The organism is Micromonospora sp. AB353, assembly GCF_049538395.1.
GTDB classification, from domain to species: Bacteria; Actinomycetota; Actinomycetes; order Mycobacteriales; family Micromonosporaceae; genus Micromonospora; species Micromonospora aurantiaca.
In genome coordinates this window covers 162,344-186,820 of sequence record NZ_JBMVFV010000003.1, presented here as the reverse complement: position 1 = coordinate 186,820, position 24,477 = coordinate 162,344, and the positions used below count along the sequence as shown (strand labels likewise).

Below are 24,477 nucleotides of genomic sequence, written 5' to 3'. Positions count from 1 at the left end.
CGGTGGCGGCCGCGCCCTGGAAGACGCCGCGCACCATCCACCGCGGGCCGTCGATGCCGACGAACCGCAGCTCGGTCGGCCCGTCCGGGGTACCCACGCGGGCGCGCAGCTCGGGCCCGTGCTCGCCCTCGACCTCCTGGGCGGTCGCGCCGTCGTTCACGAGCGACTGGCGGATCTCCTCGCGCACCTCGGCCCAGATGCCCTCGGACCGGGGCGCGGCGAAGACGCCGAGCTGGAGCGCGTTCTGCCCGTGCACGAGCACGACCTGCTGGATCACGCCCTGCGGGTCGGCCTGGACCCGCACCTCGACGTCCGGCACCGCCGGGATCTGAAGGCTGCCCAGGTCGAGCCGAGGCGCGTCCGGTGCCTCGCTGACGTCGTACGGGCCGCGGTCCGGCGCCGACGGGGTCTCCTCGGCGTCGAGGACCCCATTGTCACGCGCCTCGTCGGCCCGCTTCCGGGAGAAGATCACTGCGCCCACCCTCCGCTGTTCACACTCACCCTGCCACCTCTTCGCTCTGCCCGCCGGACGGCGCCGGGACCAGCCCGGCGTGCCCGCCGGTGGATCCGTGCCCGCCGGTGCCACGCCGGGACCCGGGCAACTCGGCCACCGGCCGGAACTCGGCCCGGGCGACCCGCTGGACCACGAGCTGCGCGATGCGGTCACCCCGGCTGATCCTGGCCGGTGTGTCCCGGTCGTGGTTGATCAGGTTGACCAGGATCTCACCCCGGTAGCCGGCGTCGACCGTACCGGGCGCGTTGAGCACCGTCACGCCGAGTCTGGCCGCGAGTCCGGATCGGGGGTGCACCAGCCCGACGTAGCCGTCCGGCAGCGCCACCGCCACGCCCGTGGGGACCAGGGCCCGGCCGCCGGGCGGCAGCTCGACGTCCGCGGCGGCCACCAGGTCCGCACCGGCGTCGCCGGGATGGGCGTACGCCGGCAGTGGCAGCTCCGGGTCGAGCAGCCGCACGGGCACGGGTACGACGTCTGTCACGGTCATCCTCTTCCGTCCGGTCCTGCGGGGTGCCCCTGCCATCCTGCCGGTTGCCGGGCCGCCCGCGCGCCGTACCCTCGTCTGTGTGCGTCAGTCGTCATCTCCGGCCGCCCCGACGGCCCCCGCCGCGCCGTACGCGGAGCGCCTCGGGCTGCCCTGGTGGGCCTGGCCGGCCGGGCTGGCCGTGGCCGTCCTGCTCGCGGTCGAGCTGTGGATGGGCGCGACCGGGGTACGCGCCTGGCTGCCGTTCGTCCTGCTGATCCCGGCCGCCGTGGCCGGCCTGTGGTGGCTGGGCCGGATCCGGGTCGAGGTGCGCGACGGCGAGCTGCGGGTGGACGACGCCCACCTGCCGGTGCGGTACGTCGCGGACGTGGTGCCGCTGGACGCGGCCGGCCGGCGCGAGGTGCTCGGCGTCGGCTCCGACCCGCTGGCCTTCGTGGTGCAGCGGCCGTGGATCGGTGGCGCGGTGCAGGTGGTGCTGGACGACCCGGCCGACCCGACCCCGTTCTGGGTGGTCAGCACCCGGCACCCGGTCCAGTTGGCGACCGCCCTGCTGGCCGCCCGCGACGCGGCCTGACGGTCCACCGCGGCCCGGCCCGGCCCGGCGCTGCCGCCGCGGCCCGGCGCCGCCGGTCAGGACGGCTTGTCCGGCAGGGCACGCGCGGTACGCCGCAGGTCCTTGCGCAGCTGCTCGCCGAGCGCGCGGGTGGCCCGGCGGTTGAGGTAGCCGGCCACGGCGGCGCCGGTCAGGAACGGCCCGAGCGTGGTGAGGTTGCGCCCGAAGCGACGCATCAGGCTGTCGCGTAGTTCGCGGCGGGCAGCGGTGCCGAGCACGGCGCTGACCCCGACACCCGGCATCATCGGGTTGATCCCCCGCTGGGTGGCCCAGGACTGCACGAGCGCGACGGCACGGCCGGTGCCGCCGGCCGGCAGCGCCACCCGGTGGACCTCGTGCAGCTCGCCGATCAGCTTCAGCTCGATCGCCACCACCGCCACCGTCTCGGCGGCCAGCAGCACAGGCGCGGAGAGCAGGGTGGGTGTGACCGCCCACTCGACGGCGGCGACCCCGCCGCCCGCGGCGCCGACCCCGGCGGTGGCACGGGACGCGTTGCGGACCAGCCGGTCGGCGAGCGCCTCGTCGTCCAGGCCGGGGAAGTGCCGCCGCAGCGTGGCGAGGTCACGGATCGGCACGTGCGGGGCGACCTCGGCGACCGTGTCGGTCATCCAGCGCACCGCGGCACGGGGCTTGAACAGGTCGCTGATCCCGCGGGCGCGGGCCTGCCCGACCAGCCGGGTGAGCAGTTGCCGCCGACGGGCGGGCGCGATGTCGTCGGCGGTCAGGGCGGCGACGGTGGCGCCCAGCTCCTCGGCGTCCGGGCCGGTCGGGTCGGGCGTCGTGCCCGCACCGGCCGGTCCTGCCGCTGTCACGTCCGGCCCGGTCGGTGCCGGTCTCGCCGCCGGAGCCGGGGTCCGGTCGGCGCCGGTCCCCTCGCTGCGCTCACTCACCCGTCCGCCCTCCCGCTCCGCGCGGCGTGGCAGCCGCCCGTACGAGTCAAGCAGCTATCGGCCGCACGCGCACGGCGGCGGCTCGAACAGCGGCGGCCCCGTCGAGGAGGCCGCCGCTGGTGTCCCCGGTCGGGATCAGACGCACTCGCGGCAGATCAGGTCGCCGTTGCGCTCGACCGCCAGCTGGCTGCGGTGGTGGACCAGGAAGCAGCGGGCGCACCGGAACTCGTCCTGCTGCATCGGGAGGACCTTGACCGTGAGCTCCTCGTCGGCCAGATCGGCGCCGGGCAGCTCGAAGCTCTCGGCCACCTCGGCCTCGTCGACGTCCACGGCGCCCGACTGTGAGTCGACCCGCCGGGCCTTGAGCTCTTCCAGGCTGTCCTCGCCGAGGTCGACCTCGTCGCGACGCGGGGCGTCGTAGTCGGTGGCCATCGGTTTCACTCTCCAATATCGATATTGTCGCTGCCGGTTGTAACGCCGGACGACGCCGTTTCGGTTCCCCTGACCGGCCACCATCTCTGTCGGGCACCCGACCCGACGAGCGGTGGGCCGGGCCCGCCGGTGCGAAATGCCCCCGGTGAGCGCGGAACCTTACCCCCCCTGTGGGCGAGGCATGTATACCGCCCTCGCGGGAGAGATGTACGCCTCTGCGCCCGAAGTTGTTCCCAATGTGACTCAGGCGACACGAAGATAGGGGTAGTCCTACCGGTTCAACGCGTGGCGCGCCGGTATGTCGGACTGTTTCCACGCCTGAGCCGGACAAGCGTTAACCTCAGCGGCGTACTGGACGGCCGACCGGTCGCGGCCCGACCGCGTCGCCCGCCACCACCCAATCACTGTCCGGGGAGCGCCCAGGATGAGTTTTGCGCGAGTGCGAGCACTCGTTGTCGTCGGACTGCTGGCGGCTGTCGCCCTGGTCGTCGTGGTCGTCGCCGTGCTGAAGGACAGTCAGGGCACAGCCGGTACGGCGGCCGCCTGCCCGGACGGCTGGCCGCTCGTCGACCTGCGGCTGCGGGAGCAGAAGGACGTCAAGATCAACGTCTACAACGCCACCGACGAGGCCGGCCGGGCCGGCAGCGTCGCGGACGACTTCCGCAACCGCAAGTTCCAGGTCAAGAAGGTCGGCAACGAGAAGAAGGCGTTCGACGGCGTGGCCCAGTTGCGGTTCGGGCCCAAGGCCGTCGGCTCGGCGCACCTGCTGCGCGCGTACTTCCTGAACGAGGCCAACCAGGACTTCGACGCGAACCGCAAGGACGACGTGGTCGACGTGGTCCTGGGCAACCAGTTCCAGCAGCTCGCCACCACCACCGAGGTCAACCAGTCGCTCGGCGACCTGGGCGCGCCGCAGGCGCCGCCCGAGACCTGCCCGATGCCGATCGAGAAGTAGCCGACGGCGGCCCGGCGACGCGGGGCGGTCTCCCTCCGGGGAGGCCGCCCCGCCGCGTGTCCGGCGGTCACGGCCCGCCGGCGGCGTCCAGGTCGGCCAGCCGGTCGTGCAGCGGCCCGTGCAGCGCCGGCGGCGCCGCGAGCACCATGTCCGGTCCGGCCGGGCGGCCGGACAGGCCGGTCACCAGCAGCCCGGCCTCCCGGGCGACGAGCCCGCCGGCGGCCAGGTCCCAGTCGGCCAGCCCTTTCTCGAAGTACGCGTCCACCCGCCCCTCGGCAGCCAGGCAGAGATCGAGCGCGGCGGCTCCCATCCGGCGGATGTCCCGGATGTGCGGGATCAGCTCCGTCACCACCCGCGCCTGGTACGCCCGGCGGCCGGCGTCGTAGCCGAACCCGGTGGCGACGAGCGCCTGCCCGAGATCGGTCGCGGTGGAGCCGTGCAGCCGCTGCCCGTCGCGCCACGCGCCGCCGCCGAGCGTCGCGGTCCACTCCTCGCCGGTGACGACGTTGCGGACCACCCCGGCGACCGCCTCACCGGACACCTCGGCGGCCAGCGAGACGGCGCAGTAGGGCAGCCCGTAGAGGTAGTTCACGGTTCCGTCGATCGGGTCGAGGATCCAGCGCACGCCGTCGTCGCCGTCCGGGCCGGTCTCCCCCGCGCCGTACTCCTCGCCCAGCACCGCGTCGCCGGGCCGCCGCTGCCGCAGCGCGGCGACCACCTGGCGCTCCACCGCCCGGTCGGCGGCGGTGACCACGTCGGTCACCGTGCTCTTGGTCGCGGCCACCGAGACACCCTCGACCCGCATCCGGTACGCGGTGGCGGCTGCCTCCCGGGCCACGTCGACAGCGATCGTGAGCAACTCCCGCGCCGTGGGCGTCGAGGTGATCATGTTTCTCCCCTTCCCGCACGATCGGGACCGGCCGTCTCGCGCGCGGGTATCATCCTTACAAAGTCCACATCTGCGCCGAATCTGCGGTCCCGGACCGCAGGTCCGCCGTGCGGCGCGGGATGATCGCGGCAGACGGCGTTACAATTCACCCTGCCCACGCGCCACGGACCGCCAGCGACCGGACGGCCCGGGACACGGGGGTCCTCAACGACTCGCCCGGCGCGGCCGTCCCATGCTGCGCCGGACGACCCGGCCGTGCTCGCTCTTTCGCCTCCGGAAGGTCTTCGTGACAGATCCCCGCCAGACCGGCGCCGACGTTCGCTCGCTCACCGACACCCTGATCGCCCACGCGCAGAGCGCCGGCGGCCAGCTCACGTCGGCCCAGCTCGCGCGCACCGTCGAGTCCGCTGAGGTGACCCCGGCCCAGGCCAAGAAGATCCTCCGCGCGCTCTCCGAGGCGGGCGTGACGGTGGTGGTGGACGGCTCGGCGAGCACCCGCCGCCGCGTCGCCGCCGCCCGGTCCGCCACCCCGGCCTCCCGCGCGACCACCGCCAAGACCACCAAGAAGGCCGCCGCGCCCGCCCCGAAGCAGGCGCCGGCCGCCGAGGAGTCGCCCGCACCGGCCCCCCGGAAGGCGACCGCGCGCAAGGCCACCACCGCCGACGTGGCGAAGGCCGCGGCCCCGGCGAAGGCCACCAAGGCGACCCGCGCCACCAAGGCCACGGTGGCGGCGAAGACCGCCGCGGCCAAGCCGGCCAAGGCCGGCGGCAAGGCCGAGGGCCCCGACGGTGAGATCGACCCGGAGGAGCTGGCCGCCGAGATCGAGGACGTGGTGGTCGAGGAGCCGGCCGAGCTGACCCAGGCCGCCGAGGCCGACGCGGCCAGCTCCGCCACCGACAACGACTTCGAGTGGGACGACGAGGAGTCCGAGGCGCTCAAGCAGGCGCGCCGGGACGCCGAGCTGACCGCCTCCGCCGACTCCGTGCGGGCGTACCTGAAGCAGATCGGCAAGGTGCCGCTGCTCAACGCCGAGCAGGAGGTCGAGCTGGCCAAGCGGATCGAGGCCGGCCTCTACGCCGCCGAGCGGCTGCGCGCCGCCGACGAGGGCGAGGAGAAGCTGGTCCGCGACCTCCAGCGCGACCTGATGTGGATCTCCCGGGACGGCGAGCGCGCCAAGAACCACCTGCTGGAGGCCAACCTCCGCCTGGTGGTCTCGCTGGCCAAGCGCTACACCGGTCGCGGCATGGCCTTCCTCGACCTCATCCAGGAAGGCAACCTCGGCCTCATCCGCGCCGTCGAGAAGTTCGACTACACCAAGGGCTACAAGTTCTCCACCTACGCCACCTGGTGGATCCGCCAGGCCATCACCCGCGCCATGGCCGACCAGGCCCGCACCATCCGCATCCCGGTGCACATGGTCGAGGTGATCAACAAGCTCGGTCGCATCCAGCGCGAGCTGCTCCAGGACCTGGGCCGCGAGCCCACCCCGGAGGAGCTGGCCAAGGAGATGGACATCACACCGGAGAAGGTGCTGGAGATCCAGCAGTACGCCCGGGAGCCCATCTCGCTCGACCAGACCATCGGCGACGAGGGTGACAGCCAGCTCGGCGACTTCATCGAGGACTCCGAGGCGGTCGTCGCCGTCGACGCGGTGTCGTTCTCCCTGCTGCAGGACCAGCTCCAGCAGGTCCTCCAGACGCTGTCCGAGCGTGAGGCGGGCGTGGTGCGCCTGCGTTTCGGCCTCACCGACGGCCAGCCGCGCACTCTGGACGAGATCGGCCAGGTGTACGGCGTGACCCGGGAACGCATCCGGCAGATCGAATCCAAGACCATGTCCAAGTTGCGGCACCCCTCGCGTTCCCAGGTGCTCCGCGACTACCTGGACTGACCGCGCACGTCAACAAATCGTGCCGGTTTGATCACCAGCCGTAGAACACTCTTTGGTGATCGTTCGGTTGCCTGTTTGTGATCGTTGACGTGGCACCCTTGGTGCACGGCACACTGTCCTCCACGCCAGGTGTGACCTCGGTCCCCCGCGGGCACACAGGGAAGGCAGGGCCCGAGATGGGTGTTGCACGATAGGTGAGCAACCGAAGAGAGTGTTCATCGGTGACGACCAGAGGAGGAAGGCGATGACCCCGACCCTCACGCCGCCGCCCGAGACGGTGAGCCCCCCGGCCGCCGATGAACGGTGCGACCGCTGCAATGCTGCCGGCAAGCTCCGCATCACTCTGGCGGGTGGGAGCGAGCTGGTGTTCTGTGGGCACCACGCGAACAAGTACGCGGAGGATCTCGTCAAGATCACCGTGCGCTACGCGTCGGACCCGGAGTTCAGCTGGCGAGGCGCCGATCTGATGGCGAACTGAGGTCCGACAAGAAGTCCACAACCCGACATGACCGGCCGGAGGCACCCGCAAGGGGAGCCTCCGGCCGGTTTTTCATGCCGGTGCCGCCTGGCGCCGCCCGGTGTTAAGAAGGGGCCCCTGCTCTACCGGAGGCGTTAACAGGGGGCCCTTCCTTACAGGGTCTGCACGGTGGCGATGCGCTCCTCGAGCTGCTCGATCGTCGCCTGTGCGCTGGGCGGGCCGCCGCAGATCCGGCGCAGCTCGGCGTGGATCTTGCCGTGCGGCTGGCCGGTGTGGTGGTGCCGGGCGGCCACCAGGGCGTTCAGTTGCCGCCGTAGCGCCACCCGGCGCTGGGCGGCACTCATCGGTGGGGGCGCCGCCGCCGGGGCCGTAGCGGCCGGCTCAGCGGTCCGCTGGGCGGCCCGGCGCTTCTGCGCGGCGAGCTGCTCGGCCTGCCGCTTGGTCAGCAGCAGCGAGACCTGGTCGGCGGTGAGCAGACCGGGCAGACCGAGGTATTCCTCCTCCTCGGGCGTGCCGGCCTGGGCGGCGGTGCCGAACGAGGCGCCGTCGAAGATCACCTGATCCAGCTCGGCGGTCGCGGAGAGCGCGGCGAAACGCTTCTCCAGCTCCCCGCTGGCGCCGTCGTCGCGCTGGGCGCGCTCCAGCAGGTCGTCGTCGAAGCCCTCGCGGTCCTTCGGCTTGCCGAGCACGTGGTCCCGCTCGGCCTCCATCTCGCTGGCGAGCCCGAGCAGGTGCGGCACGCTGGGCAGGAACACCGACGCGGTCTCGCCGGAGCGGCGGGCCCGGACGAACCGGCCGATCGCCTGCGCGAAGTACAGCGGGGTGCTGGCACTCGTCGCGTACACGCCGACCGCCAGGCGGGGGATGTCGACGCCCTCGGACACCATCCGCACCGCGACCAGCCACCGTTGCTGGGAGGCGGCGAACGTCGCGATCCGCGCGGACGCGCCCTGGTCGTCGGAGAGCACCACGGCGGCCTTCTCACCGGTCACCTGCTCGAGCAGCTTCGCGTACGAGCGGGCCACCTGCTGGTCGCTGGCGATGACCAGGCCGCCCGCGTCGGGCATGCCGTTGGCGCGCAGCACTGTCAGCCGGGCGTCGGCGGCGCGCAGCACCTGCGGCATCCAGTCGCCGGCCGGGTCCAGCGCGGTACGCCACGCCTGGGCGATCAGGTCCTGCGTCATCGGCTCGCCCAGGCGGGCGGCCAGCTCCTCACCGGCGTTGGTGCGCCAGCGGGTCTCCCCCGAGTACGCCAGGAACAGCACCGGCCGGACCACGCCCTCGCGCAGCGCGTCGGAGTAGCCGTAGACCGAGTCGGCGCGGGAGCGCAGCAGCCCGTCGCCGCCGCGCTCGTAGCTGACGAACGGGATCGGGTTGTCATCGGAGCGGAACGGCGTACCGGTGAGCATCAGCCGGCGTACCGCGGGCTCGAAGGCCGCCTTCACGCCGTCGCCCCAGGTACGCGAGTCGCCCGCGTGGTGGATCTCGTCGAGGATGACCAGCGTGCGCCGGGTCATGGTGCGCCGCCGGTGCACCTGCGGCGCCATGCCCACCTGGGCGTAGGTGACCACCGCGCCGTGGAAGTCGGCGGCGGAGTGCAGGTCGGCGTTACGGAACGCGGCGTCGAGCTGGATGCCGACCCGGGCCGCGGCCTGCGCCCACTGGGTCTTCAGGTGTTCGGTCGGCGCGACCACGGTGACCGCCTCGACGGTGCCGTCGGCGAGCAGCTCGGCGGCGATGCGCAGCGCGAACGTGGTCTTACCGGCGCCGGGCGTGGCGACCGCGGTGAAGTCCTCGGTCCGGCGGCGAAGGTATTCGACGAGCGCCTTGCGTTGCCAGGCGCGCAGGGGCGGGAACGTGTCGAGCGCCGGCATCCGCGGTGGCACGCGTAGCTCCTCTCCGCCGCGGACGGCGGCGGGCCCGACCGGGGCCACGGGAGCCGCCGCCCATGAAAACGCCCTCGCGCATCCGGTGCCGCGAAGGCCGGTTCAGCATAACCAGCGCGGGCCGTACGCCCCACTCGACGCCACGCCTGTCACATCCGTCCACCCCGGCGCAGGGCGGGTCAGGGCAGTGGTCCCCGGGTGCCGGTGCGCGGCGGCCGCATCGTCGCCACCGGGGCGGACCAGCGGCGGCGCAACGCGATCAGGCGCAGCCCGAACACGAACAGCGCGGCGCCGGTGAGCGGCACGGCGGTGGCCTGTCCGCAGGCCGACAGCAGCGCCACCGCGACCGAGCCGGCGAGCGCCGCGAGGGCGTAGATCTCCCGGCGCAGCACCACCGGGATCTCGCCGGTGAGCAGGTCCCGGCCGAGACCGCCGCCGATGGCGGTGAGCATGCCGATCATGCAGGCGCCGACCGCCGGCACGGCGGCGTCGAGAGCCTTGAGCGTGCCGGTGACGGTGAACAGGCCGAGGCCGGCGGCGTCCAGCACGAGGACCGTGGTGCGCAGCCGGGCGAGCTGGGGGTGCAGCCAGAACACGGCCGCGGCGACGACGGCAGCGGTGGCGGCGTAGCGCCAGTCGGCGAACGCCAGCGGGGGTACCTCGTCGATGACCAGGTCGCGGAAGATGCCGCCGCCGAGCGCGGCGACCACACCGACGAAGACCACCCCGAACAGGTCGAGCCGTTTCGCCACCGCCGCGGAGGCGCCGGAGGCGGCGAAGACCGCCACGCCGGTCAGGTCGGCGAGAAGCAGGGCGGTGGAGGTGGTCACCGCCGCAGGTTACGTCGAGGGGCGGCGGAGCCGCCCGCTGTCACTCGGCGTACGAGTCGTAGATCTCCTTGCACTTCGGGCACACGGGCGAGCCGGGCTTGGCCGCCTTGGTGACCGGGAACGTCTCGCCGCAGAGCGCGACCACGTAGGTGCCCATGACGGCACTCTCGGCGATCTTCTCCTTGCGGACGTAGTGGAACATCTCCGGACCAGTGTCCGCGTCCTTCAGCTCGGGACGCTCGAGAACCTCTGTGCTCACGACTCCACCTCCGGCGTTCCAGTTTTGCAGGTCGGTCCGCCCCGGTCCACCTGGGCCCCGGCCGGAAGCGGCCCGTACGGTAACCGACGTGACCAACTTTCACATCAGTCTCGGTAGTGAGGTGGCCGACGCCCTGCGGGACGACCGCCCGGTCGTGGCGTTGGAGAGCACGATCGTCTCGCACGGGCTGCCCCGCCCGGACAACCTGCGGGTGGCGCGCGAGATCGAGCAGGCGGTACGGGACGCGGGGGCGGTGCCGGCCACCATCGGCATGGTCGCCGGCGAGCTGCGGGTGGGGCTGGACGACACCCAGCTCACCCGCCTCGCCACCGTCGACGGCGTGAGCAAGCTCTCGGTCCGCGACCTGGCCCCGGCGGCGGCGACGGGCGCGGACGGTGCCACCACCGTGGCGGCCACGAGCGCTGTCGCTGCGGCGGCCGGTATCGGTGTGTTCGCCACCGGCGGGCTCGGCGGGGTGCACCGGGAGGCGGCGCAGACCTTCGACGAGTCGGCCGACCTGGTCACGCTGGCCCGGACGCCGATCGCCGTGGTCTGCGCCGGGGTGAAGTCGATCCTCGACGTGGGCGCCACGCTGGAGCGGCTGGAGACGCTCGGGGTGGGCGTGGTCGGCTACCGCACCCGCCGCTTCCCCGGCTTCTACCTCACCGACGCGGGCTTCGACCTGGACTGGTCGGTCGAGTCGCCGGAGCAGGTGGCGGACGTGCTGGCCGCCCGCGCGGCGCACGGCGTGCACCACGGCGGTCTGGTGGTGGCCAACCCGCTGCCCGCCGACGAGCAGCTCGACCCGGCGCTGCACGACCGCACGCTCGCCGAGGGGCTGGCCGCGCTGGCCCGCGAGGGGATCACCGGCAAGGCGGTCACCCCGTTCCTGCTGTCGCACTTCCACTCCGCGACAGAGGGCGCCAGCCTGGCGGTGAACGTCCGGATCATCCTGCGCAACGCCGACCTCGCGGCCCGGATCGCGGTCGCCGCGGCGGCCCGCCGCACCCCATGAGCGCGACGCCGCGGATAGTCGTCGTCGGCGACGTGATCACCGACGTGCTCGCGGTGCTGTCCGGGCCGCTCGCGACCGGCTCGGACACCGCGGCCGGGATCCGGTTCAGCGGCGGCGGGCAGGCGGCGAACACCGCGGCCTGGCTCGCCGGGCAGGGCGCCGCGGTGACGCTGGTCGCCGCCGTCGGCGACGACGAGACCGGCCGGGAGCGGGTGGCCGAGCTGACCCGCATCGGTGTGGACTGCGCGGTGGAGCGGCACGAGGGCTACCCGACCGGCACCGTCATCGTGCTCGCCCATGACGGGGAGCGCACGATGATCAGCCAGCGGGGCGCGAACCTGCGGCTGACCGCCGCGCACGTGGACGCGGCGCTGACCGCCGCGCCCGACGCCGGGCATCTGCACCTGTCCGCGTACACCCTCTTGGACGTCGGGTCGCGCGGCGCCGGCCTGCGCGCGCTGGCCACCGCCCGCGAGCGCGGGCTGACCGTCAGCGTCGACGCGGCGTCCGCGGCGCCGCTGCGGCGCGTCGGCGGGGCGTTCCTGACCTGGGTACGCGACGTCGACCTGCTGCTGGTCAACACGGACGAGGCGACGGTGCTGGCCGGCGGGCTGGACCCGGCGGCGCAGGCGCGGGCGCTGACCGCCGTGGCGCACCGGGTGGTGGTCAAGCGCGGCGCGGCGGGCGCGGTGTGGGTGGAGCGCGGCGGTGTGGTGGAGTTCGCGCCGGCACCAGGGGTGGACGTGGTGGACGTGACCGGCGCCGGCGACGCGTTCGCGGCCGGGCTGCTCACCGCGTGGCTGGCCGGGGCCGACCCGCGTGCCGCGCTGGCCCGCGCCGGTGACCTGGGCGCGCTCGCCGTGACGACGGTGGGCGCCCGCCCGGCGCCCTGACGGCGGTGGCCGGTCCGGGCGGTGCTCCGCCCGGGCCGGTCAGGGCTCCGCGTCGATGATCTTGTGCGGGCGCTCCTCGGCGGTCAGAGCGGTGGGCGCGGGCTCCTCGCGGCGCCGGTTCTGGAACCGGTTCGCCAGCCGGTGCTCCTCCTTGGGCGGCCGGTCGTTGGCGAGCAGCACGGCGAGCCAGGGCACGAGCACCATGCCGAGCGCGCACAGCGGCAGCCAGAGCCAGAGCAGCGGGGCCTTCGCGCCGACCAGGATCGCGCCCGCCACCAGACACGCGACCCGGATGGCCATCATCAGCACGTAACGCTTCTGCCGGCTGTTGAGCTGGTCGTCCTGGCTGCGCGGGGCGTCGGTGATCAGTATCGGCTGGTACGCCTGACGCTTCACCACGGACCTCCTACAAGGGGATAGGGCCCATCCTGTCACTCCGGACGGATGATCGGCGACATTCGTGACAGCCGGGCGCGTGTTACGTGCGTGGTACGCTTCGCCCGTGGCCAACCGGTTCAGCTTCACCGACGAGGCGCTGGCGAACCTGCGGGTCTACGACGTCACACCCGGGGAAGTCTGGGAGGCCCTGCACAGCAACCGCCGGGTCATCCGGCACCTCGGTGACGACGTGATGGTGGTCTACGCCACCGACCACCGGGGCCGGCGGCTCGCCGTGCTGCTGGCCGAGGCCGACGGCACCGACAACGACTGGGACATCCTCTCCGCCCGCGAGCTGAGCGACGTCGAGGCCAAGCGCTACGACGAGGCGGTGCGGAGATCACGCCGACGAGGAGGCGGTCACGATGCATCGTGACGAGGCGACCAAGCGGTTCCACGCCGGAGGCGACGCGTTCGCCGACCTGATCGACGACACGTCACCGGCGCAACTGCCCACCCCGGACACCGACGTGCCGATGGTCAGCCGGTCGGTCCGGCTCCCGCTGGAGACGTACGAACGGGTCCGCGCCGCCGCCGACGCGCGCGGCATCGGCGTGACCACGCTGATGCGGCAGTGGATCGAGGCCGGCCTGGCCGACCTGGACGACTCGGCCACCGTCTCGCTGGCCGACGTCCGCCGCGCGCTGGCGTCGCTGTCCCGCCCGACCGCCGCCTGACGGCTCACGCCTCGGGCCCGGCCTCGCCGAGCGCCTCGCGCCCGATCGGCGAGGCGGAGGGCTCCGGCGGCCGGTGCCAGGCCCGGCGGGCGTCGGCGAACGCGACGAGCGCCAGCACGACTGCCACCGCGCCGAGCGCGAACATCGCCGGCACGGTCGCCAGCGCGGGCAGGAGCAGCACCAGGGCCAGCAGCCCGGCCAGCCGGGGGCGGGACACCCGGCCGAAGATCTCGTACTCGAACCGGGAACGGGCGGCCAGGAACAGCGCCGGGCCGCCCACCACGAAGACCAGCCAGTTCGGCCGGGCCGTGTCGTACGGGTGGGCGATGACCAGCTCGTAGCCGACCGCGGCGCTGAGCACCCCGAGCACCATGAACAGGTGGGTCTGCGCCGCCGACTCGGCCAGCCGCCCCGGCGTGCCGGCCATCCGCAGCGCCTCCGCCAGCAGGTGACCGGCCCGGTAGAAGTAGATCCGCCAGAGCAACGCCGTGATCACGAACGAGATCGCGAACGCCACCGCCGCTTCGGCGGAGAACTCCTTCCCGCTGTAGGTCACGCCGATCACCAGGATCGACTCACCGAGCGCGATGAGGAAGATCTGCTGGTAGCGCTCGGCGAGGTGCTCCCCGGCGACGAGCCACTGCCGGATGCGCGACGCCCCGATCCACGGCAGCGGCCAGCCCAGGAACGTGCCGAGGTGGTCCACCGCCAGCGCGACGACCCACAGCGCCAGACGGGGGCCGGGCATCAGCGCGCCGGCGATCCAGAGCGGGGCGCTGAATCCCGCCCAGGCGGCCAGCCGCAGCGGGACCATCCGGCGCGGATGCCCCCGCAGCGCCGCCGCGATCAGCAACGGCCGGCCGACCATCACCACCACGTACGCGAGTGCGAACGGCAGCGCCCGCTCCTCCAGGGCGCGGGGCAGCGTCACCCCCAGCACCAGGCTGCCGAACATGGTGCCGACCACCACGACCTGGATGACCGTGCGCTCCGGCTCGTACCGGCTGGTCACCCAGGTGGTGAGGGTCCAGACCTGCCAGAGCACCAGGAACAGCAGCAGGGTCTTGCCCACCTCGGCGGCCACCGCGCCGGCCGGGCCGTCGATGCCGTTGATCAGGCGCTGCGAGACCCGGGTCAGCGCGAACACGAAGACCAGGTCGAAGAAGAGCTCCAGGAAGGTGGCCCGCCCCGGGCTGGACCCGGTGCGCAGCAGCGCCCCGCCCCGCTGCTCGGTCATCGTCCGCTCCCGTCCCCCGTCCTGGCGACAAACGACAGGGACGGCGGCCGGTTGCGGCGGCGGGCGGCGGATCAGCCCTTCGCGGCCTTCGCCTCCGCCTTCATCCGCTGCTTGAACTCGCGTACGCGGCGCAGCGAGTCCGGGTCGGTCACGTCCGCGACCGACCGGTGGGCGTCCGCGTCGCCGTAGTCGCCGGCCGCCTCGCGCCAGCCGTCCGGGGTGATCCCGAACCGCTTGCCGAGCAGCGCGACGAAGATCTGCGCCTTCTGCCGGCCGAACCCGGGCAGCTCACCCACCCGGCGCAGCAGCTCCCGGCCGTCGGTCACGTCGGACCAGAGCCGGGCCGGGTCGCCGTCGTAGCGCTCGACGAGCGCGCGGCACACCTCCTGCACGCGGGCCGCCATCGCCTTGGGGAAACGGTGCAGCGCGGGCGGCCGGGCGAAGATCTCCACCAGCGCCTCCGGGTCGTACCCGGCCAGCTCCGCGGCGTCGGGCTCGTGGCCGAGCCGCTGTGCCAGCACGTACGGGGAGGAGAACGCCTTCTCCATCGGCACCTGCTGGTCCAGCACCATGCCGAGGAGCAGGGCCAGCGGGCTGCGGCCCAGCAGTTCGTTCGCCTGCGGGTCGATGGGCAGTGACAGCGTCATGGGGACCATAGTGCCGCGCCGGCCGCCGGTCGGCGGCGGCGACTCCCCGACGACGTGACGCGGCCCGGCGGACCCCTGGGAGGTCCACCGGGCCGCGGCCCACGGTGTGGTCAGGTCACCGGTGCCGTCAGTTGACGACGAAGAGCAGCCGGTTCGGCGAGCCCGAGCCCGGGCTGGTCACCTTGCCGGTGGTGGCGTTGCTGGTCAGGTAGCTGGCCACCTGAGCCGGGGTGTAGGAGGTGTTGGCGGACAGGACGAGCGCGGCCGCGCCGGCCACGTGCGGGGACGCCATCGAGGTGCCGCTGATCGTGTTGGTGGCGGTGTCGCTGGTGCGCCACGCCGAGGTGATCGACGAACCCGGGGCGAAGATGTCCACGCAGGAGCCGTAGTTGGAGAAGGACGACCGCGCGTCGGTGCTGGTGGTCGAGCCGACGGTGATCGCCGAGGCGACACGGGCCGGCGAGGAGTTGCACGCGTTGGCGCTGGAGTTGCCGGCCGCGAGCGCGTACGTGATGCCGGAGTTGATCGAGTTGGCCACCGCGTTGTCCAGCGTGGTGCTGGCGCCGCCGCCGAGGCTCATGTTCGCCACGGCCGGCTTCACCGCGTTCGAGGTGACCCAGTTGACGCCGCTGATCACGCCGGCGGTGGTGCCGCTGCCGGAGCAGTTGAGCACCTTGACGGCCACCAGGCGCACGCCCTTGGCCACGCCGTACTTGGTGCCGCCGACCGTGCCGGCGACGTGGGTGCCGTGGCCGTTGCAGTCGGTGTTGTTGGTGTCCACCGTGTTGGTGCCCCAGGTGGCCCGGCCGCCGAAGTCGCTGTGCGTGGTGCGGATGCCCGTGTCGATGATGTAGGCGCGTACGTTGCTGGCGGTGTTCGGGTAGGTGAAGGTGCTGTTCAGCGGCAGGTTGCGCTGGTCGATCCGGTCCAGGCCCCAGGTGGCGCCGGTCTGGGTGCCCTGGGTGGTCATGACGCGGTCCTGCTCGACGTACGCGACGGACGGGTCGGCGGCGAGCCGGCGCGCCTGGGCGGGGGTCATCTTCGCGCTGTAGCCGGTGAGAGCGGAGCTCCACACCGTGCCGACGTTGCCGCCGTAGCGCTTGGCCAGGCCGGCGGCCCGGTCCGGCACGGCGGTACGGGCGGCGAGGGTGTTCGCGGTGCCGACCGCGTCGCCCTTGAGCACGACCACGTAGCTGCCGCTGACGGCGTCGGCGGCACCGGCGTACCGGATCTCCCCGGTGGGTGCGGCGAGAGCGGGCGTGGAGGCGGCGGCGGCGAAGGCCGCGGCGGCGGCCGTGACGGCGAGCGCACGCAGCGCGCGGCGCCGGGGAAGGGACACGTCGGGCATCGTCTGGCTCCCTACCGGGGCGGCCCGGTTTGTGGCCGGATCACCCCATCGACGGATGTTGGCAGGAATGCTAACCAGAGATCGATAGACATGAAAGAGATAGTTGCCGATAGATGCGGTTCACGTTATGGATCGGCGGGTGTGCGCCACGCCGGAGTGCGCCCGAGGCAGGATGGGCACGTGGACCGTCACGAGATGCTGCTCTCCCCCGCCGGGGTCGACGCGCTGCGCACCGCGCTGACGCTCGCCCGCTTCACCGCCAACGGGATCGCCGACCGCCTGGGCCCGCAGGGCACCGGGGCGGTGGCCCGTAACGACTACCGGGCCGCGCTGCGCGCCACCGAGGACCGGGACCGGCTGGCCACGCTGATCCGCGTCTTCATCTGCGACCAGACCGAGCCGGAGGCGGCGGTCGCCGACGCGCTGGCCCCGCTGGCGCTGGACGAGGCGCTGGCCGGGGGCATCGTCGAGCGGCACGGCGACGGCCTGCGCGCCGGGGTCGACCTGGAGCCGTACGGCGACGACTGGTGGGTGCTCGCCGACGTGCCCGCCAGCGCGCGGCCCGGGCGCCCGCTGCACGCCGAGCACGTGCTGGGCATCGGCGGTGCCACCCAGACGCTGATCTCGGCCGCCGTGCGCCCCGTCGTGGACACCGCGCTCGACCTGGGCACCGGCTCCGGCGTCCAGGCGCTGCACCTGAGCACCCACGCCCGCCGGGTCACCGCCACCGACGTCTCCGAGCGGGCGCTGCGGTTCGCCGCCACCACCGCCGCGCTCAACGGCCAGGACTGGGAGCTGCTGCGCGGCGACATGGTCGCCCCGGTGGCCGGGCGCCGCTTCGACCTGGTGGTCAGCAACCCGCCGTTCGTGGTCGGCCCGGGCACCACCACGCACGTCTACCGGGACTCCGGGCGGGTGGGCGACGCGATCGGCGCGGAGCTGGCCGCTGCCGCGCCGGACCTGCTCACCGAGGGCGGCACCATGCAGTACCTGGCGAACTGGGTGCACGTCACCGGCGAGGACTGGGCCGAGCGGGTCACCGGCTGGTTCGCCGGCACCGGCCTGGACGCCTGGGTGATCCAGCGCGAGGTGGCCGACCCGATGGCGTACGTGAACCTCTGGCTCACCGACGTCGGCGAGAGCGCCGACCCGCAGCGAATGGCGGCCTGGCTGGACTGGTTCGACGCGCACAAGGTCGAGGCGATCGGCTTCGGCATCGTCTCGCTGCGCCGCTCCGGCCACGACCGGCCGGTCGTCCGGGTGGAGGACCTGCGTCAGCGGGTCGAGCCGCCGCTGGGCGACCGGATCGGCGAGTGGTTCGGCCGGCAGGACTGGCTGCGCACCCGGGACACCGAGGGTCTGCTCGCCGCCCGCTACCGTGCCGCCGAAGGACTCCAGCTCCGGCAGGAGGCCACCATGGGCGACGACGGCTGGGCGGTGGACCGGCAGGTCCTGGCCATGCCGCGCGGCCTGCGCTGGTCGGAGGAGATCGACCCGCTGGTGCTCGCCCTGGTCGGCGGCGCCGACGGCCGGCTGCCGCTGCGCGACCAGCTCGCCCTGCTGGCCGCCGCGCACGACGTGGCACCGGACGAGCTGGCCGAGGCGGCCGGACCGATCGTGGCGCACCTGGTCGAGCGCGGCATCGTCGAGCCGGTGACCGACTGATGCGGGCGGTGGTGCAGACCGTCGGCCGGGCCCGGGTGACTGTCGGCGACGAGGTCACCGGCGAGATCGCCGACGGGCTGCTGGTGCTGCTCGGCGTCACCCACACCGACACCCCGCAGGTGGCCGCCACGATGGCCCGCAAGCTGCACGAGCTGCGCATCCTCGACGACGAGCGCAGCGCCGCGGACGTCGGGGCGCCGCTGCTCGTGGTCAGCCAGTTCACGCTCTACGGCGACGCCCGCAAGGGCCGGCGGCCGAGCTGGACCGCCGCCGCTCCCGCCGAGGTGGCCGAACCCCTTGTGGACGCGGTGGTCGAGCAGCTGCGGTCCCGGGGCGCGAAGGTGGAGACCGGCCGTTTCCGCGCCCACATGCTGGTGGAGAGCGTCAACGTCGGTCCCCGGACCCTCGTGCTCGACCTCTAGAAGAACAGGCCCCGGCGGGACAGCGACTGCCGCAGCCAGCCGTCGAGCTGGGCGGCCCAGTCCGTGCGGTCCGCGGTCGCGTGGTCCACTGTGAACCGGCCGAACGCGTCCCGGCCCTCGGTGAACAGGCCGCCCCGCTTGTCCAGCTCCAGCACCACGTGGACCTGGCGCGGATCGGTCACGAAGGTGACCTCCAGCTGGTTCATCGCGCCCGCGTACTGCGGCGCCGGGTAGAACTCGATCTCCTGGTAGAAGGGCAACTGCTGGTGTACGCCGTAGATGTGTCCACGCTCGACGTCGGCGCGCGCGAAGCGGAAGCCCAGCCGTAGCAGCGCCTCCAGCAGCCGCTCGTGGGCGGGCAGCGGGTGCACCGCCACCGGGTCCAGGTCACCCTTGTCCATCGCCCGCGCCACCTCCAGCTCGGTACGCAGACCCATCGTCATGCCGTGCAGGTGCTGGCCGTACAGGTCGGTCAGCGGGGTCTCCCAGGGCACCTGGAAGCGGAACGGCACGTCGTGACGCTGCCCCGGCTCCAGCCGGAACGGGCCGGTCATCTGGGCCCGGCCGAACTCCTGGTTGACGTCGTACTCGCTGTCGGAGCTCTCCACCTCGACCCGCGTGACCAGGCCGAGTGCGACGTAGCTCACGTCCACCGGGTGGTCGCCGCCGACCACCTGGATCCGGCCCTCCAGAACGCCGCCCGGACGGCAGTTCGGGTTGGCCAGCACCGTCTCCACCGACGGTCCGCCCACACCCATCGCCTGCATGAGCCGCTTGAAGACCACCACGTTCTCCGATCATCAGTGCCGGGCCGGCCCCGACGGCCGGTCGGTGGCACCGTAACCGCGCCGGGCAAGGGAATGCCGGATTCCCGCGTGGATTCCTGTCGGGTCCCCGATCGCCTCACTCCCGTCTCACGCCCCGACCGCCAAGCTGTTTGTCATCGGCCACCACCGCGTGGGCGGCACGGGACCGGTAGGCACGTCGGACACGGGGAGAACAGAGATGACCCAGCAGATGATCGAGCACCAGGACATGGACGTCACCCTCACGGACCTCGACGCCACCGACGAGCGCGGCGTCTCCACCGACCTGGTCCGGGCGTACCTGAACGGCATCGGCCGCACCAAGCTGCTCACCGCGGCGCAGGAGGTCGAGCTGAGCAGGCGGATCGAGGCCGGCCTCTTCGCCGAGGAGAAGCTGGCCACCTGCACCCCCGTCTCCGCCGAGCTGCGCGCGGACCTGGCGCTGATCGCGGCCGAGGGCCGTGCCGCCAAGGACCACCTGCTGGAGGCGAACCTGCGGCTGGTGGTGAGCATCGCCAAGCGCTACACCGGTCGCGGCATGGCCTTCCTCGACCTCATCCAGGAAGGCAACCTCGGCCTCATCCGCGCCGTCGAGAAGTTCGACTACACCAAGGGCTACAAGTTCTCCACCTACGCCACCTGGTGGATCCGCCAGGCCATCACCCGCGCCATGGCCGACCAGGCCCGCACCATCCGCATCCCGGTGCACATGGTCGAGCAGGTCAACCGGATGGTCCGGGTACGCCGCGAGCTGTCGGTGACGCTGGGCCGCGAGCCCACCGTCAGCGAGGTCGCCACGGCGCTGGAGATCCCGGAGTTCCAGGTGATCGAGCTGATCTCCTACGACCGGGAGCCGGTCAGCCTCGACCAGGCCGTCGGCGAGGACGGCGAGAGCGCGCTCGGCGACTTCGTCGCCGCCGTCGACCCGCGTACCGAACCGGGTGACGCCGCCACCAACGGCGAGCTGCGCAACGAGGTCCGCATCGTGCTGGCCACGCTGTCCCAGCGGGAGCAGGCGGTGATCCGGCTGCGCTTCGGCCTGGACGACGGCCGGCAGCGCACGCTGGACGAGGTCGGCCGCGAGTTCGGTCTGTCCCGGGAGCGGATCCGGCAGATCGAGAAGGTCACGCTGCTCAAGCTGCGCGACCCGGAGCGGGCGAACCGGCTGGAGGCGTACGCCTGCTGATCCACCCCTGCCCCGACAGGCCCCGGCGGTTCGCCGGGGCCTGTCGTGCTTGACCCGGGCGCTCCCACCGTATACAACCGAATGGTTACACAACCAGGAGGTTATCAACGTGTCCGCGGACCTGCTCGACGCCACCTTCGCCGCGCTCGCCGACCCCACCCGGCGCGCCATCCTCACCCGGCTGGCCGCCGGGGAGGCGACTGTCACCGAGCTGGCCGAGCCGTTCGCGATGAGCCAGCCGGCCGTCTCCAAGCACCTCAAGGTGCTCGAACGCGCCGGCCTGGTCACCCGGGGCCGGGACGCGCAACGCCGTCCCTGCCGGCTCGACGCCCGGCCGCTGCGGGAGGCGGTCGCATGGCTGGCGGACTACCGGGACTACTGGGCCGAGAGCTACGCGCGACTGGACGACGTGCTCGCCGAACTGACCGCCGGGGAGCAGCGGTGACCGGCCTGACCGTGAGCCTGCCCGGCGACCGGGAGATCCGGCTCAGCCGCGACTTCGCCGCTCCGCGCCACCTCGTGTTCGCCGCCTTCACCCGCCCCGAGCTGCTGGTCCGCTGGTGGGGCGCCCGGGGCTGGCATCTCGTCGAGTGCGAGGTGGACCTGCGGGTGGGCGGGCGGTGGCGGTTCGTCTCCCGAGGGCCGGACGGCGACCTGATGGGCCAGGGCGGCACGTACCGGGAGGTCGACCCGCCCGCGCGGCTGGTCTGCACCGAACTCTTCGACGACCAGTCCTATCCGGGCGAGACGCTCGTCCGCCACGACTTCACCGGCTCGGCGGACCGGACGACAGTCGTCACCCACCTGCGGTACGCCACCGCGCAGGGCCGCGACACCGTCCTGCGCTATCCGATGACCCGCGGCCTGAGCGAGGCGTTCGACCGGCTCGCGGCAGCGCTGCACACCGATTCGACGACAGGAGCGACGACATGAACTGGACGCTGGAAGTGGTGGTCGTACCGGTCTCCGACGTGGACCGGGCCAAGGAGTTCTACGCGCAACGGCTCGGCTTCGTCGTCGACCACGACACCGACCTGGGCGGCGCGGGGCGGATCGTCCAGCTCACTCCCCCGGGCTCCGGCTGCTCGATCGTCCTCGGCCGGGGCGTCGTACCGGAGATGGCGCCGGGCTCGCTCAAGGGCGTGCAACTGGTCGTACCGGACCTGGAGCGGGCGCGCACCGAACTGGTCGAGCGGGGCGTCGAGGTGAGCGAGATCCAGGTGATGGGCCAGAACCCGTACCCGGTGCCGCACCCGCTGGACAACGTCGGCTTCCTGTTCTTCCGCGACCCGGACGGCAACGAGTGGTCGGTGCAGCAGATCTCCGCGCGCGGCTGAGCCTTGTGGAGCGCGCGGTGGCGCGCTGTGGCGCGCGGCCGGGCGCTGTGGCGCGCGGCTGTTAAGAAGGGGCCCTTCCTCTACCGGAGGCGTTAAGAAGGGGCCCTTCCTTACAAGCGGCGGGGGCCGGTGTCGGGGCGCGGGGACTCGGCGCCGGTGCGCACAGTGGCGTGCAGCACCGAGATGCCGTCCGGCCGGGCCAGCACCGGGTTCAGCGTGAGCGACCGAACCCGGGGCTGCTCGTCGGCGAGCCGCCCGACCCGTACCAGCAGGTCGACAAGGGCCGCCCGGTCCACCGGCGCGGCACCCCGGTGCCCGCGCAGCAGCGGCGCCGCGCGGGGCTCGTCGACCAGTTCGGCGGCGTCCCGGTCGGTGAGCGGGACCGCGCGCCAGGCCCGGTCGCCCAGCAGCTCGGTCGCCACGCCACCGAGCCCGAAGCCGACCACCGGCCCGAACGCCGGATCCTCCACCAGCTCCACCACGCACGCCACACCGGGCGCGACCATCGGCTGCACCAGAACCTCCGCGCCGAACACCGCTGCCATCTCGGCGTACGCGCGGCGCAGCGCGGCGGCGTCGGCCAGGTCGAGGCGTACCGCGCCGAGGTCGAGGCGGTGCCGCAGCCCGGGCGCGGCGGCCTTGAGCGCCACCGGCCGGCCGAGCCGGTCGGCTGCCGCCAGCACCTCGTCGGCGCTGCCGGCCGGCACGGACTCCACCACGTCGATCCCGTACGCGCGCAGCAACGCCGCCGCGTCGGCCCCGTCGGGGCGCAGCGCGGCGTGCCCGGCCGCCCTGTCCACGTCGGCCAGGTCCGGCAGCACGCCCGGTGGCCGGCGCAGCCAGTCCGCGTACGCGGTCACCCGGCCCAGCGCGCGTACCGCCTCCTCCACGCTCGGGTACGCCGGCACCCCGGCCGGCACCAGCCCGGCGAGGAACGTCGCCACCACCGGCTTGCCGGTGACCCGCGCGTCGGGCAGCGCCGCCGCGAAGTCGGCCACCGGGTCGGCGAGCTGGCCCGGCAGCGGCGGCGCGAACACCGCCACCACGGCGTCCACCCGCTCGTCGGCGACCGCGTCACCGAGCGCGGTGGCGTACGCGGCGGCCCCGGCGTTCGGCCCCACGTCCTGCGGGTAGCCGTCGGCGACGCTCAGTCCCTGGGCGGCGCAGGCGGTGGCGGCCAGCCCGGTCAGCGCCGACGAGTTGCCCACCACGGCGACCCGCCGCCCGGCCGGCAGCGGCTGGTGGGCCAGCAGCACACCGACGTCGAGCAGTTCGGACACGGTGTCCACCCGGATCACGCCGGACTGGGCGAACAACGCGCTCACCGCCGCCGCGTCCAGCGCGGGCGCCTCCCCCACGCCCGGCGGCCGGGCCAGCGAGGCGAGCGCCACCACCGGCTTGCGGCGGCCGATGCGCCGGGCCAGCCGGGCGAACTTGCGCGGGTTGCCGAACGTCTCCAGGTAGAGCGTGATGACGTCGGTGGCCGGGTCGTCCTGCCAGTACTGGAGCAGGTCGTTGCCGGACACGTCGGCCCGGTTGCCGGCCGACACGAAGCTGGAGAGGCCGAGCCCGCGCCGGGACGCCTCGGCCAGCAGCGCCACCCCGAACGCGCCGGACTGGCTGAACACGCCGACCCGGCCCGCCGCGGGCAGCACCGGGGCGAGCGTGGCGTTGAGGCGTACCGCCGGGTCGGTGTTGGCGACGCCGAGGCAGTTCGGGCCGACCACCCGCATGCCGGCCAGGTGCGCGGCGCGGACCAGCGCGCGCTGCGCCGCCGCGCCGGCCGGGCCGGACTCGGCGAACCCGGCCGAGATCACCACCAGGCCGTGCGCGCCGGCGCGTGCGGCGTCGTGCACCACGTCGGTCACCGCGTCCGGCGGCACCGCCACCACGGCGAGGTCGATGTCCTGGCCGGCGTCGGCCGCCGACGGGTACGCGGGCAGTCCCGCCACGGTCGCCGCGCTGGGGTGCACGGGCACGATCGCCCCGGCGAAGCCGCCGTCGCGCAGGTGCCCGAGCAGCGCCGCGCCGACGCCCTGGCCGGTGGTGCTGGCACCGTAGACGGCGATGCCCCGGGGGGCGAGCAGCCGGGCGATCGACCGGGCCTCGGTGCGGTGCTCCCGGCCGCGCTGCACCTCCAGCGTCGCCTCGGTGGGCGCGATCGGGAAGCTCAGGTGCACCACGCCGTCGGCGTACTGGCGCTGGACCTGGTAGCCGAAGTCGGCGAAGACCCGCAGCATCGTCCCGTTCGCGGGGAGCACCTCGGCGACGAAGTGCACGATGCCGTGGCGCCCGGCCGCGTCGGCCAGGTGCTCCAGCAGCACCGAGCCGATGCCCCGGCCCTGGTAGGCGTCCTCGACCACGAACGCCACCTCGGCCTCGGGCGAGGCGGGGCCGAGCCGCTCGTAGCGGCCGACGGCGACGATCCGCTCGCCGGCCAGCACCACGAACGCCTCCCGGTCGCGGTGGTCGACGTTGACGAAGCGCTTCAGGTCGCGTTCCGGGATACGCGGGTACGGCGAGAAGTACCGCAGGTATCGGGTGCGCTCCGAGAAGCGGCCGTGCATGGCCACGATCTCGGGCGCGTCCTCCGGTCGGATCTGTCGCAACTGGACGGTCGTGCCGTCGCTGAGCAGCACGTCCAGCGGTTGCTCGACGGTGGTCACCGGTCGGTCCTCCCCTGCCGCC

Annotated in this window: 28 protein-coding genes; 14 read left to right on the top strand and 14 right to left on the bottom strand. The window is 73.6% G+C overall.

Features of this window, described 5'->3' with window-relative positions; all coding sequences use genetic code 11:
- Positions 1–472: DUF3710 domain-containing protein (locus ACPCK6_RS02860; RefSeq protein ID WP_423480246.1), on the bottom strand; the 472-nt coding region annotated here is incomplete at its 3' end.
- A gap of 25 nt (positions 473–497) precedes the next feature.
- Positions 498–995 carry a dUTP diphosphatase gene (gene dut, locus ACPCK6_RS02855; RefSeq protein WP_181726802.1) on the bottom strand — a complete coding sequence of 166 codons (498 nt, stop codon included), beginning with the start codon at positions 993–995 and terminating at the stop codon, positions 498–500.
- Positions 996–1,080: 85 nt separating this feature from the next.
- Between dut and ACPCK6_RS02850 the strand changes: the two genes are divergently transcribed.
- Positions 1,081–1,572 carry a DUF3093 domain-containing protein gene (locus ACPCK6_RS02850; protein WP_423480245.1) on the top strand — a complete coding sequence of 164 codons (492 nt, stop codon included), beginning with the start codon at positions 1,081–1,083 and terminating at the stop codon, positions 1,570–1,572.
- A 56-nt stretch (positions 1,573–1,628) separates the two neighbouring features.
- Here ACPCK6_RS02850 and ACPCK6_RS02845 read toward each other — a convergent pair whose 3' ends face one another.
- Positions 1,629–2,423: a hypothetical protein gene (locus ACPCK6_RS02845; RefSeq protein WP_423480250.1), complete on the bottom strand. Its 795-nt coding sequence runs from the start codon at positions 2,421–2,423 to the stop codon at positions 1,629–1,631.
- Between the two features lie 213 nt (positions 2,424–2,636).
- The gene (locus tag ACPCK6_RS02840; RefSeq protein ID WP_013284790.1) at positions 2,637–2,933 is read right to left on the bottom strand and encodes a DUF4193 domain-containing protein; all 297 of its coding nucleotides are present in this window, start codon (positions 2,931–2,933) and stop codon (positions 2,637–2,639) included.
- Between the two features lie 439 nt (positions 2,934–3,372).
- Here ACPCK6_RS02840 and ACPCK6_RS02835 point away from each other — a divergent pair, with 439 nt between their 5' ends.
- The gene (locus tag ACPCK6_RS02835) at positions 3,373–3,888 is read left to right on the top strand and encodes a LytR C-terminal domain-containing protein (protein WP_194803038.1); all 516 of its coding nucleotides are present in this window, start codon (positions 3,373–3,375) and stop codon (positions 3,886–3,888) included.
- 67 nt (positions 3,889–3,955) lie between these two features.
- Here the strand turns inward: ACPCK6_RS02835 and ACPCK6_RS02830 are convergent, their stop codons facing one another.
- Entirely contained in the window at positions 3,956–4,777 is an 822-nt protein-coding gene (locus tag ACPCK6_RS02830) for an inositol monophosphatase family protein (protein WP_423480244.1), read from the bottom strand.
- Positions 4,778–5,063: 286 nt separating this feature from the next.
- Here ACPCK6_RS02830 and ACPCK6_RS02825 point away from each other — a divergent pair, with 286 nt between their 5' ends.
- Positions 5,064–6,665, top strand: a complete 1,602-nt coding sequence (locus tag ACPCK6_RS02825; RefSeq protein WP_216932660.1) for an RNA polymerase sigma factor — start codon at positions 5,064–5,066, stop codon at positions 6,663–6,665.
- Positions 6,666–6,909: 244 nt separating this feature from the next.
- Positions 6,910–7,143, top strand: a complete 234-nt coding sequence (locus ACPCK6_RS02820; RefSeq protein ID WP_013284786.1) for a DUF7455 domain-containing protein — start codon at positions 6,910–6,912, stop codon at positions 7,141–7,143.
- A 152-nt stretch (positions 7,144–7,295) separates the two neighbouring features.
- On the opposite strand, the gene ACPCK6_RS02815 is transcribed toward ACPCK6_RS02820, so the two are convergent.
- The 3 genes from ACPCK6_RS02815 to ACPCK6_RS02805 all read right to left on the bottom strand — a co-directional run bounded on the left by ACPCK6_RS02815 (position 7,296) and on the right by ACPCK6_RS02805 (position 10,118).
- The gene (locus ACPCK6_RS02815) at positions 7,296–9,017 is read right to left on the bottom strand and encodes a DEAD/DEAH box helicase (RefSeq protein WP_396883613.1); all 1,722 of its coding nucleotides are present in this window, start codon (positions 9,015–9,017) and stop codon (positions 7,296–7,298) included.
- 191 nt (positions 9,018–9,208) lie between these two features.
- Positions 9,209–9,859 (bottom strand): trimeric intracellular cation channel family protein, encoded by a 651-nt coding sequence (locus tag ACPCK6_RS02810; RefSeq protein WP_396883551.1) that lies wholly within the window; start codon positions 9,857–9,859, stop codon positions 9,209–9,211.
- Between the two features lie 40 nt (positions 9,860–9,899).
- Positions 9,900–10,118, bottom strand: a complete 219-nt coding sequence (locus tag ACPCK6_RS02805; protein ID WP_013284783.1) for a DUF3039 domain-containing protein — start codon at positions 10,116–10,118, stop codon at positions 9,900–9,902.
- A gap of 88 nt (positions 10,119–10,206) precedes the next feature.
- Here ACPCK6_RS02805 and ACPCK6_RS02800 point away from each other — a divergent pair, with 88 nt between their 5' ends.
- A complete protein-coding gene (locus ACPCK6_RS02800; protein WP_423480243.1) occupies positions 10,207–11,133 on the top strand; it encodes a pseudouridine-5'-phosphate glycosidase in 927 nt (308 codons plus the stop codon).
- Positions 11,130–12,026: a carbohydrate kinase family protein gene (locus ACPCK6_RS02795; protein WP_396883553.1), complete on the top strand. Its 897-nt coding sequence runs from the start codon at positions 11,130–11,132 to the stop codon at positions 12,024–12,026. The genes ACPCK6_RS02800 and ACPCK6_RS02795 overlap by 4 nt, the downstream gene beginning before the upstream one ends.
- 39 nt (positions 12,027–12,065) lie before the next feature.
- Here the strand turns inward: ACPCK6_RS02795 and ACPCK6_RS02790 are convergent, their stop codons facing one another.
- On the bottom strand, positions 12,066–12,422 hold the full coding sequence (locus ACPCK6_RS02790) for a DUF3099 domain-containing protein (protein ID WP_396883614.1): 357 nt from the start codon (positions 12,420–12,422) through the stop codon (positions 12,066–12,068).
- Positions 12,423–12,528: 106 nt separating this feature from the next.
- On the opposite strand from ACPCK6_RS02790, the gene ACPCK6_RS02785 reads away from it, so the two are divergent.
- Complete coding sequence (locus tag ACPCK6_RS02785; protein ID WP_262013550.1) at positions 12,529–12,840, top strand: hypothetical protein; 312 nt, start codon at positions 12,529–12,531, stop codon at positions 12,838–12,840.
- Positions 12,830–13,141 (top strand): YlcI/YnfO family protein, encoded by a 312-nt coding sequence (locus ACPCK6_RS02780; protein WP_013284778.1) that lies wholly within the window; start codon positions 12,830–12,832, stop codon positions 13,139–13,141. The genes ACPCK6_RS02785 and ACPCK6_RS02780 overlap by 11 nt, the downstream gene beginning before the upstream one ends.
- A gap of 4 nt (positions 13,142–13,145) precedes the next feature.
- On the opposite strand, the gene ACPCK6_RS02775 is transcribed toward ACPCK6_RS02780, so the two are convergent.
- The 3 genes from ACPCK6_RS02775 to ACPCK6_RS02765 all read right to left on the bottom strand — a co-directional run bounded on the left by ACPCK6_RS02775 (position 13,146) and on the right by ACPCK6_RS02765 (position 16,373).
- A complete protein-coding gene (locus ACPCK6_RS02775) occupies positions 13,146–14,378 on the bottom strand; it encodes a low temperature requirement protein A (RefSeq protein ID WP_423480242.1) in 1,233 nt (410 codons plus the stop codon).
- A gap of 71 nt (positions 14,379–14,449) precedes the next feature.
- The gene (locus ACPCK6_RS02770; protein WP_423480241.1) at positions 14,450–15,034 is read right to left on the bottom strand and encodes an HhH-GPD-type base excision DNA repair protein; all 585 of its coding nucleotides are present in this window, start codon (positions 15,032–15,034) and stop codon (positions 14,450–14,452) included.
- Between the two features lie 118 nt (positions 15,035–15,152).
- On the bottom strand, positions 15,153–16,373 hold the full coding sequence (locus tag ACPCK6_RS02765; RefSeq protein ID WP_396883557.1) for a S8 family peptidase: 1,221 nt from the start codon (positions 16,371–16,373) through the stop codon (positions 15,153–15,155).
- 180 nt (positions 16,374–16,553) lie between these two features.
- On the opposite strand from ACPCK6_RS02765, the gene ACPCK6_RS02760 reads away from it, so the two are divergent.
- Entirely contained in the window at positions 16,554–18,038 is a 1,485-nt protein-coding gene (locus ACPCK6_RS02760) for a DUF7782 domain-containing protein (protein WP_396883558.1), read from the top strand.
- Positions 18,038–18,460: a D-aminoacyl-tRNA deacylase gene (gene dtd, locus ACPCK6_RS02755; RefSeq protein ID WP_423480240.1), complete on the top strand. Its 423-nt coding sequence runs from the start codon at positions 18,038–18,040 to the stop codon at positions 18,458–18,460. Before ACPCK6_RS02760 ends, dtd begins: the two co-directional genes overlap by 1 nt.
- Here dtd and ACPCK6_RS02750 read toward each other — a convergent pair.
- Positions 18,457–19,245: a sporulation protein gene (locus ACPCK6_RS02750; RefSeq protein WP_318336303.1), complete on the bottom strand. Its 789-nt coding sequence runs from the start codon at positions 19,243–19,245 to the stop codon at positions 18,457–18,459. The two genes, dtd and ACPCK6_RS02750, sit on opposite strands and share 4 nt — an antisense overlap.
- A 220-nt stretch (positions 19,246–19,465) precedes the next feature.
- Here ACPCK6_RS02750 and sigB point away from each other — a divergent pair, with 220 nt between their 5' ends.
- The 4 genes from sigB (at position 19,466) to ACPCK6_RS02730 (ending at position 21,789) form a co-directional block, all read left to right on the top strand.
- Positions 19,466–20,452 (top strand): RNA polymerase sigma factor SigB, encoded by a 987-nt coding sequence (sigB, locus tag ACPCK6_RS02745; protein ID WP_396883559.1) that lies wholly within the window; start codon positions 19,466–19,468, stop codon positions 20,450–20,452.
- A gap of 109 nt (positions 20,453–20,561) precedes the next feature.
- Positions 20,562–20,897 (top strand): ArsR/SmtB family transcription factor, encoded by a 336-nt coding sequence (locus tag ACPCK6_RS02740; RefSeq protein WP_396883560.1) that lies wholly within the window; start codon positions 20,562–20,564, stop codon positions 20,895–20,897.
- Positions 20,894–21,385, top strand: coding sequence for an SRPBCC family protein (locus ACPCK6_RS02735; RefSeq protein WP_423480239.1), 492 nt, complete (start codon positions 20,894–20,896; stop codon positions 21,383–21,385). Before ACPCK6_RS02740 ends, ACPCK6_RS02735 begins: the two co-directional genes overlap by 4 nt.
- Positions 21,382–21,789 (top strand): VOC family protein, encoded by a 408-nt coding sequence (locus ACPCK6_RS02730; protein ID WP_423480238.1) that lies wholly within the window; start codon positions 21,382–21,384, stop codon positions 21,787–21,789. Before ACPCK6_RS02735 ends, ACPCK6_RS02730 begins: the two co-directional genes overlap by 4 nt.
- A 110-nt stretch (positions 21,790–21,899) precedes the next feature.
- Here ACPCK6_RS02730 and ACPCK6_RS02725 read toward each other — a convergent pair whose 3' ends face one another.
- Positions 21,900–24,455: a bifunctional acetate--CoA ligase family protein/GNAT family N-acetyltransferase gene (locus tag ACPCK6_RS02725; RefSeq protein WP_423480237.1), complete on the bottom strand. Its 2,556-nt coding sequence runs from the start codon at positions 24,453–24,455 to the stop codon at positions 21,900–21,902.
- Between the last annotated feature and the right edge of the window lie 22 nt (positions 24,456–24,477).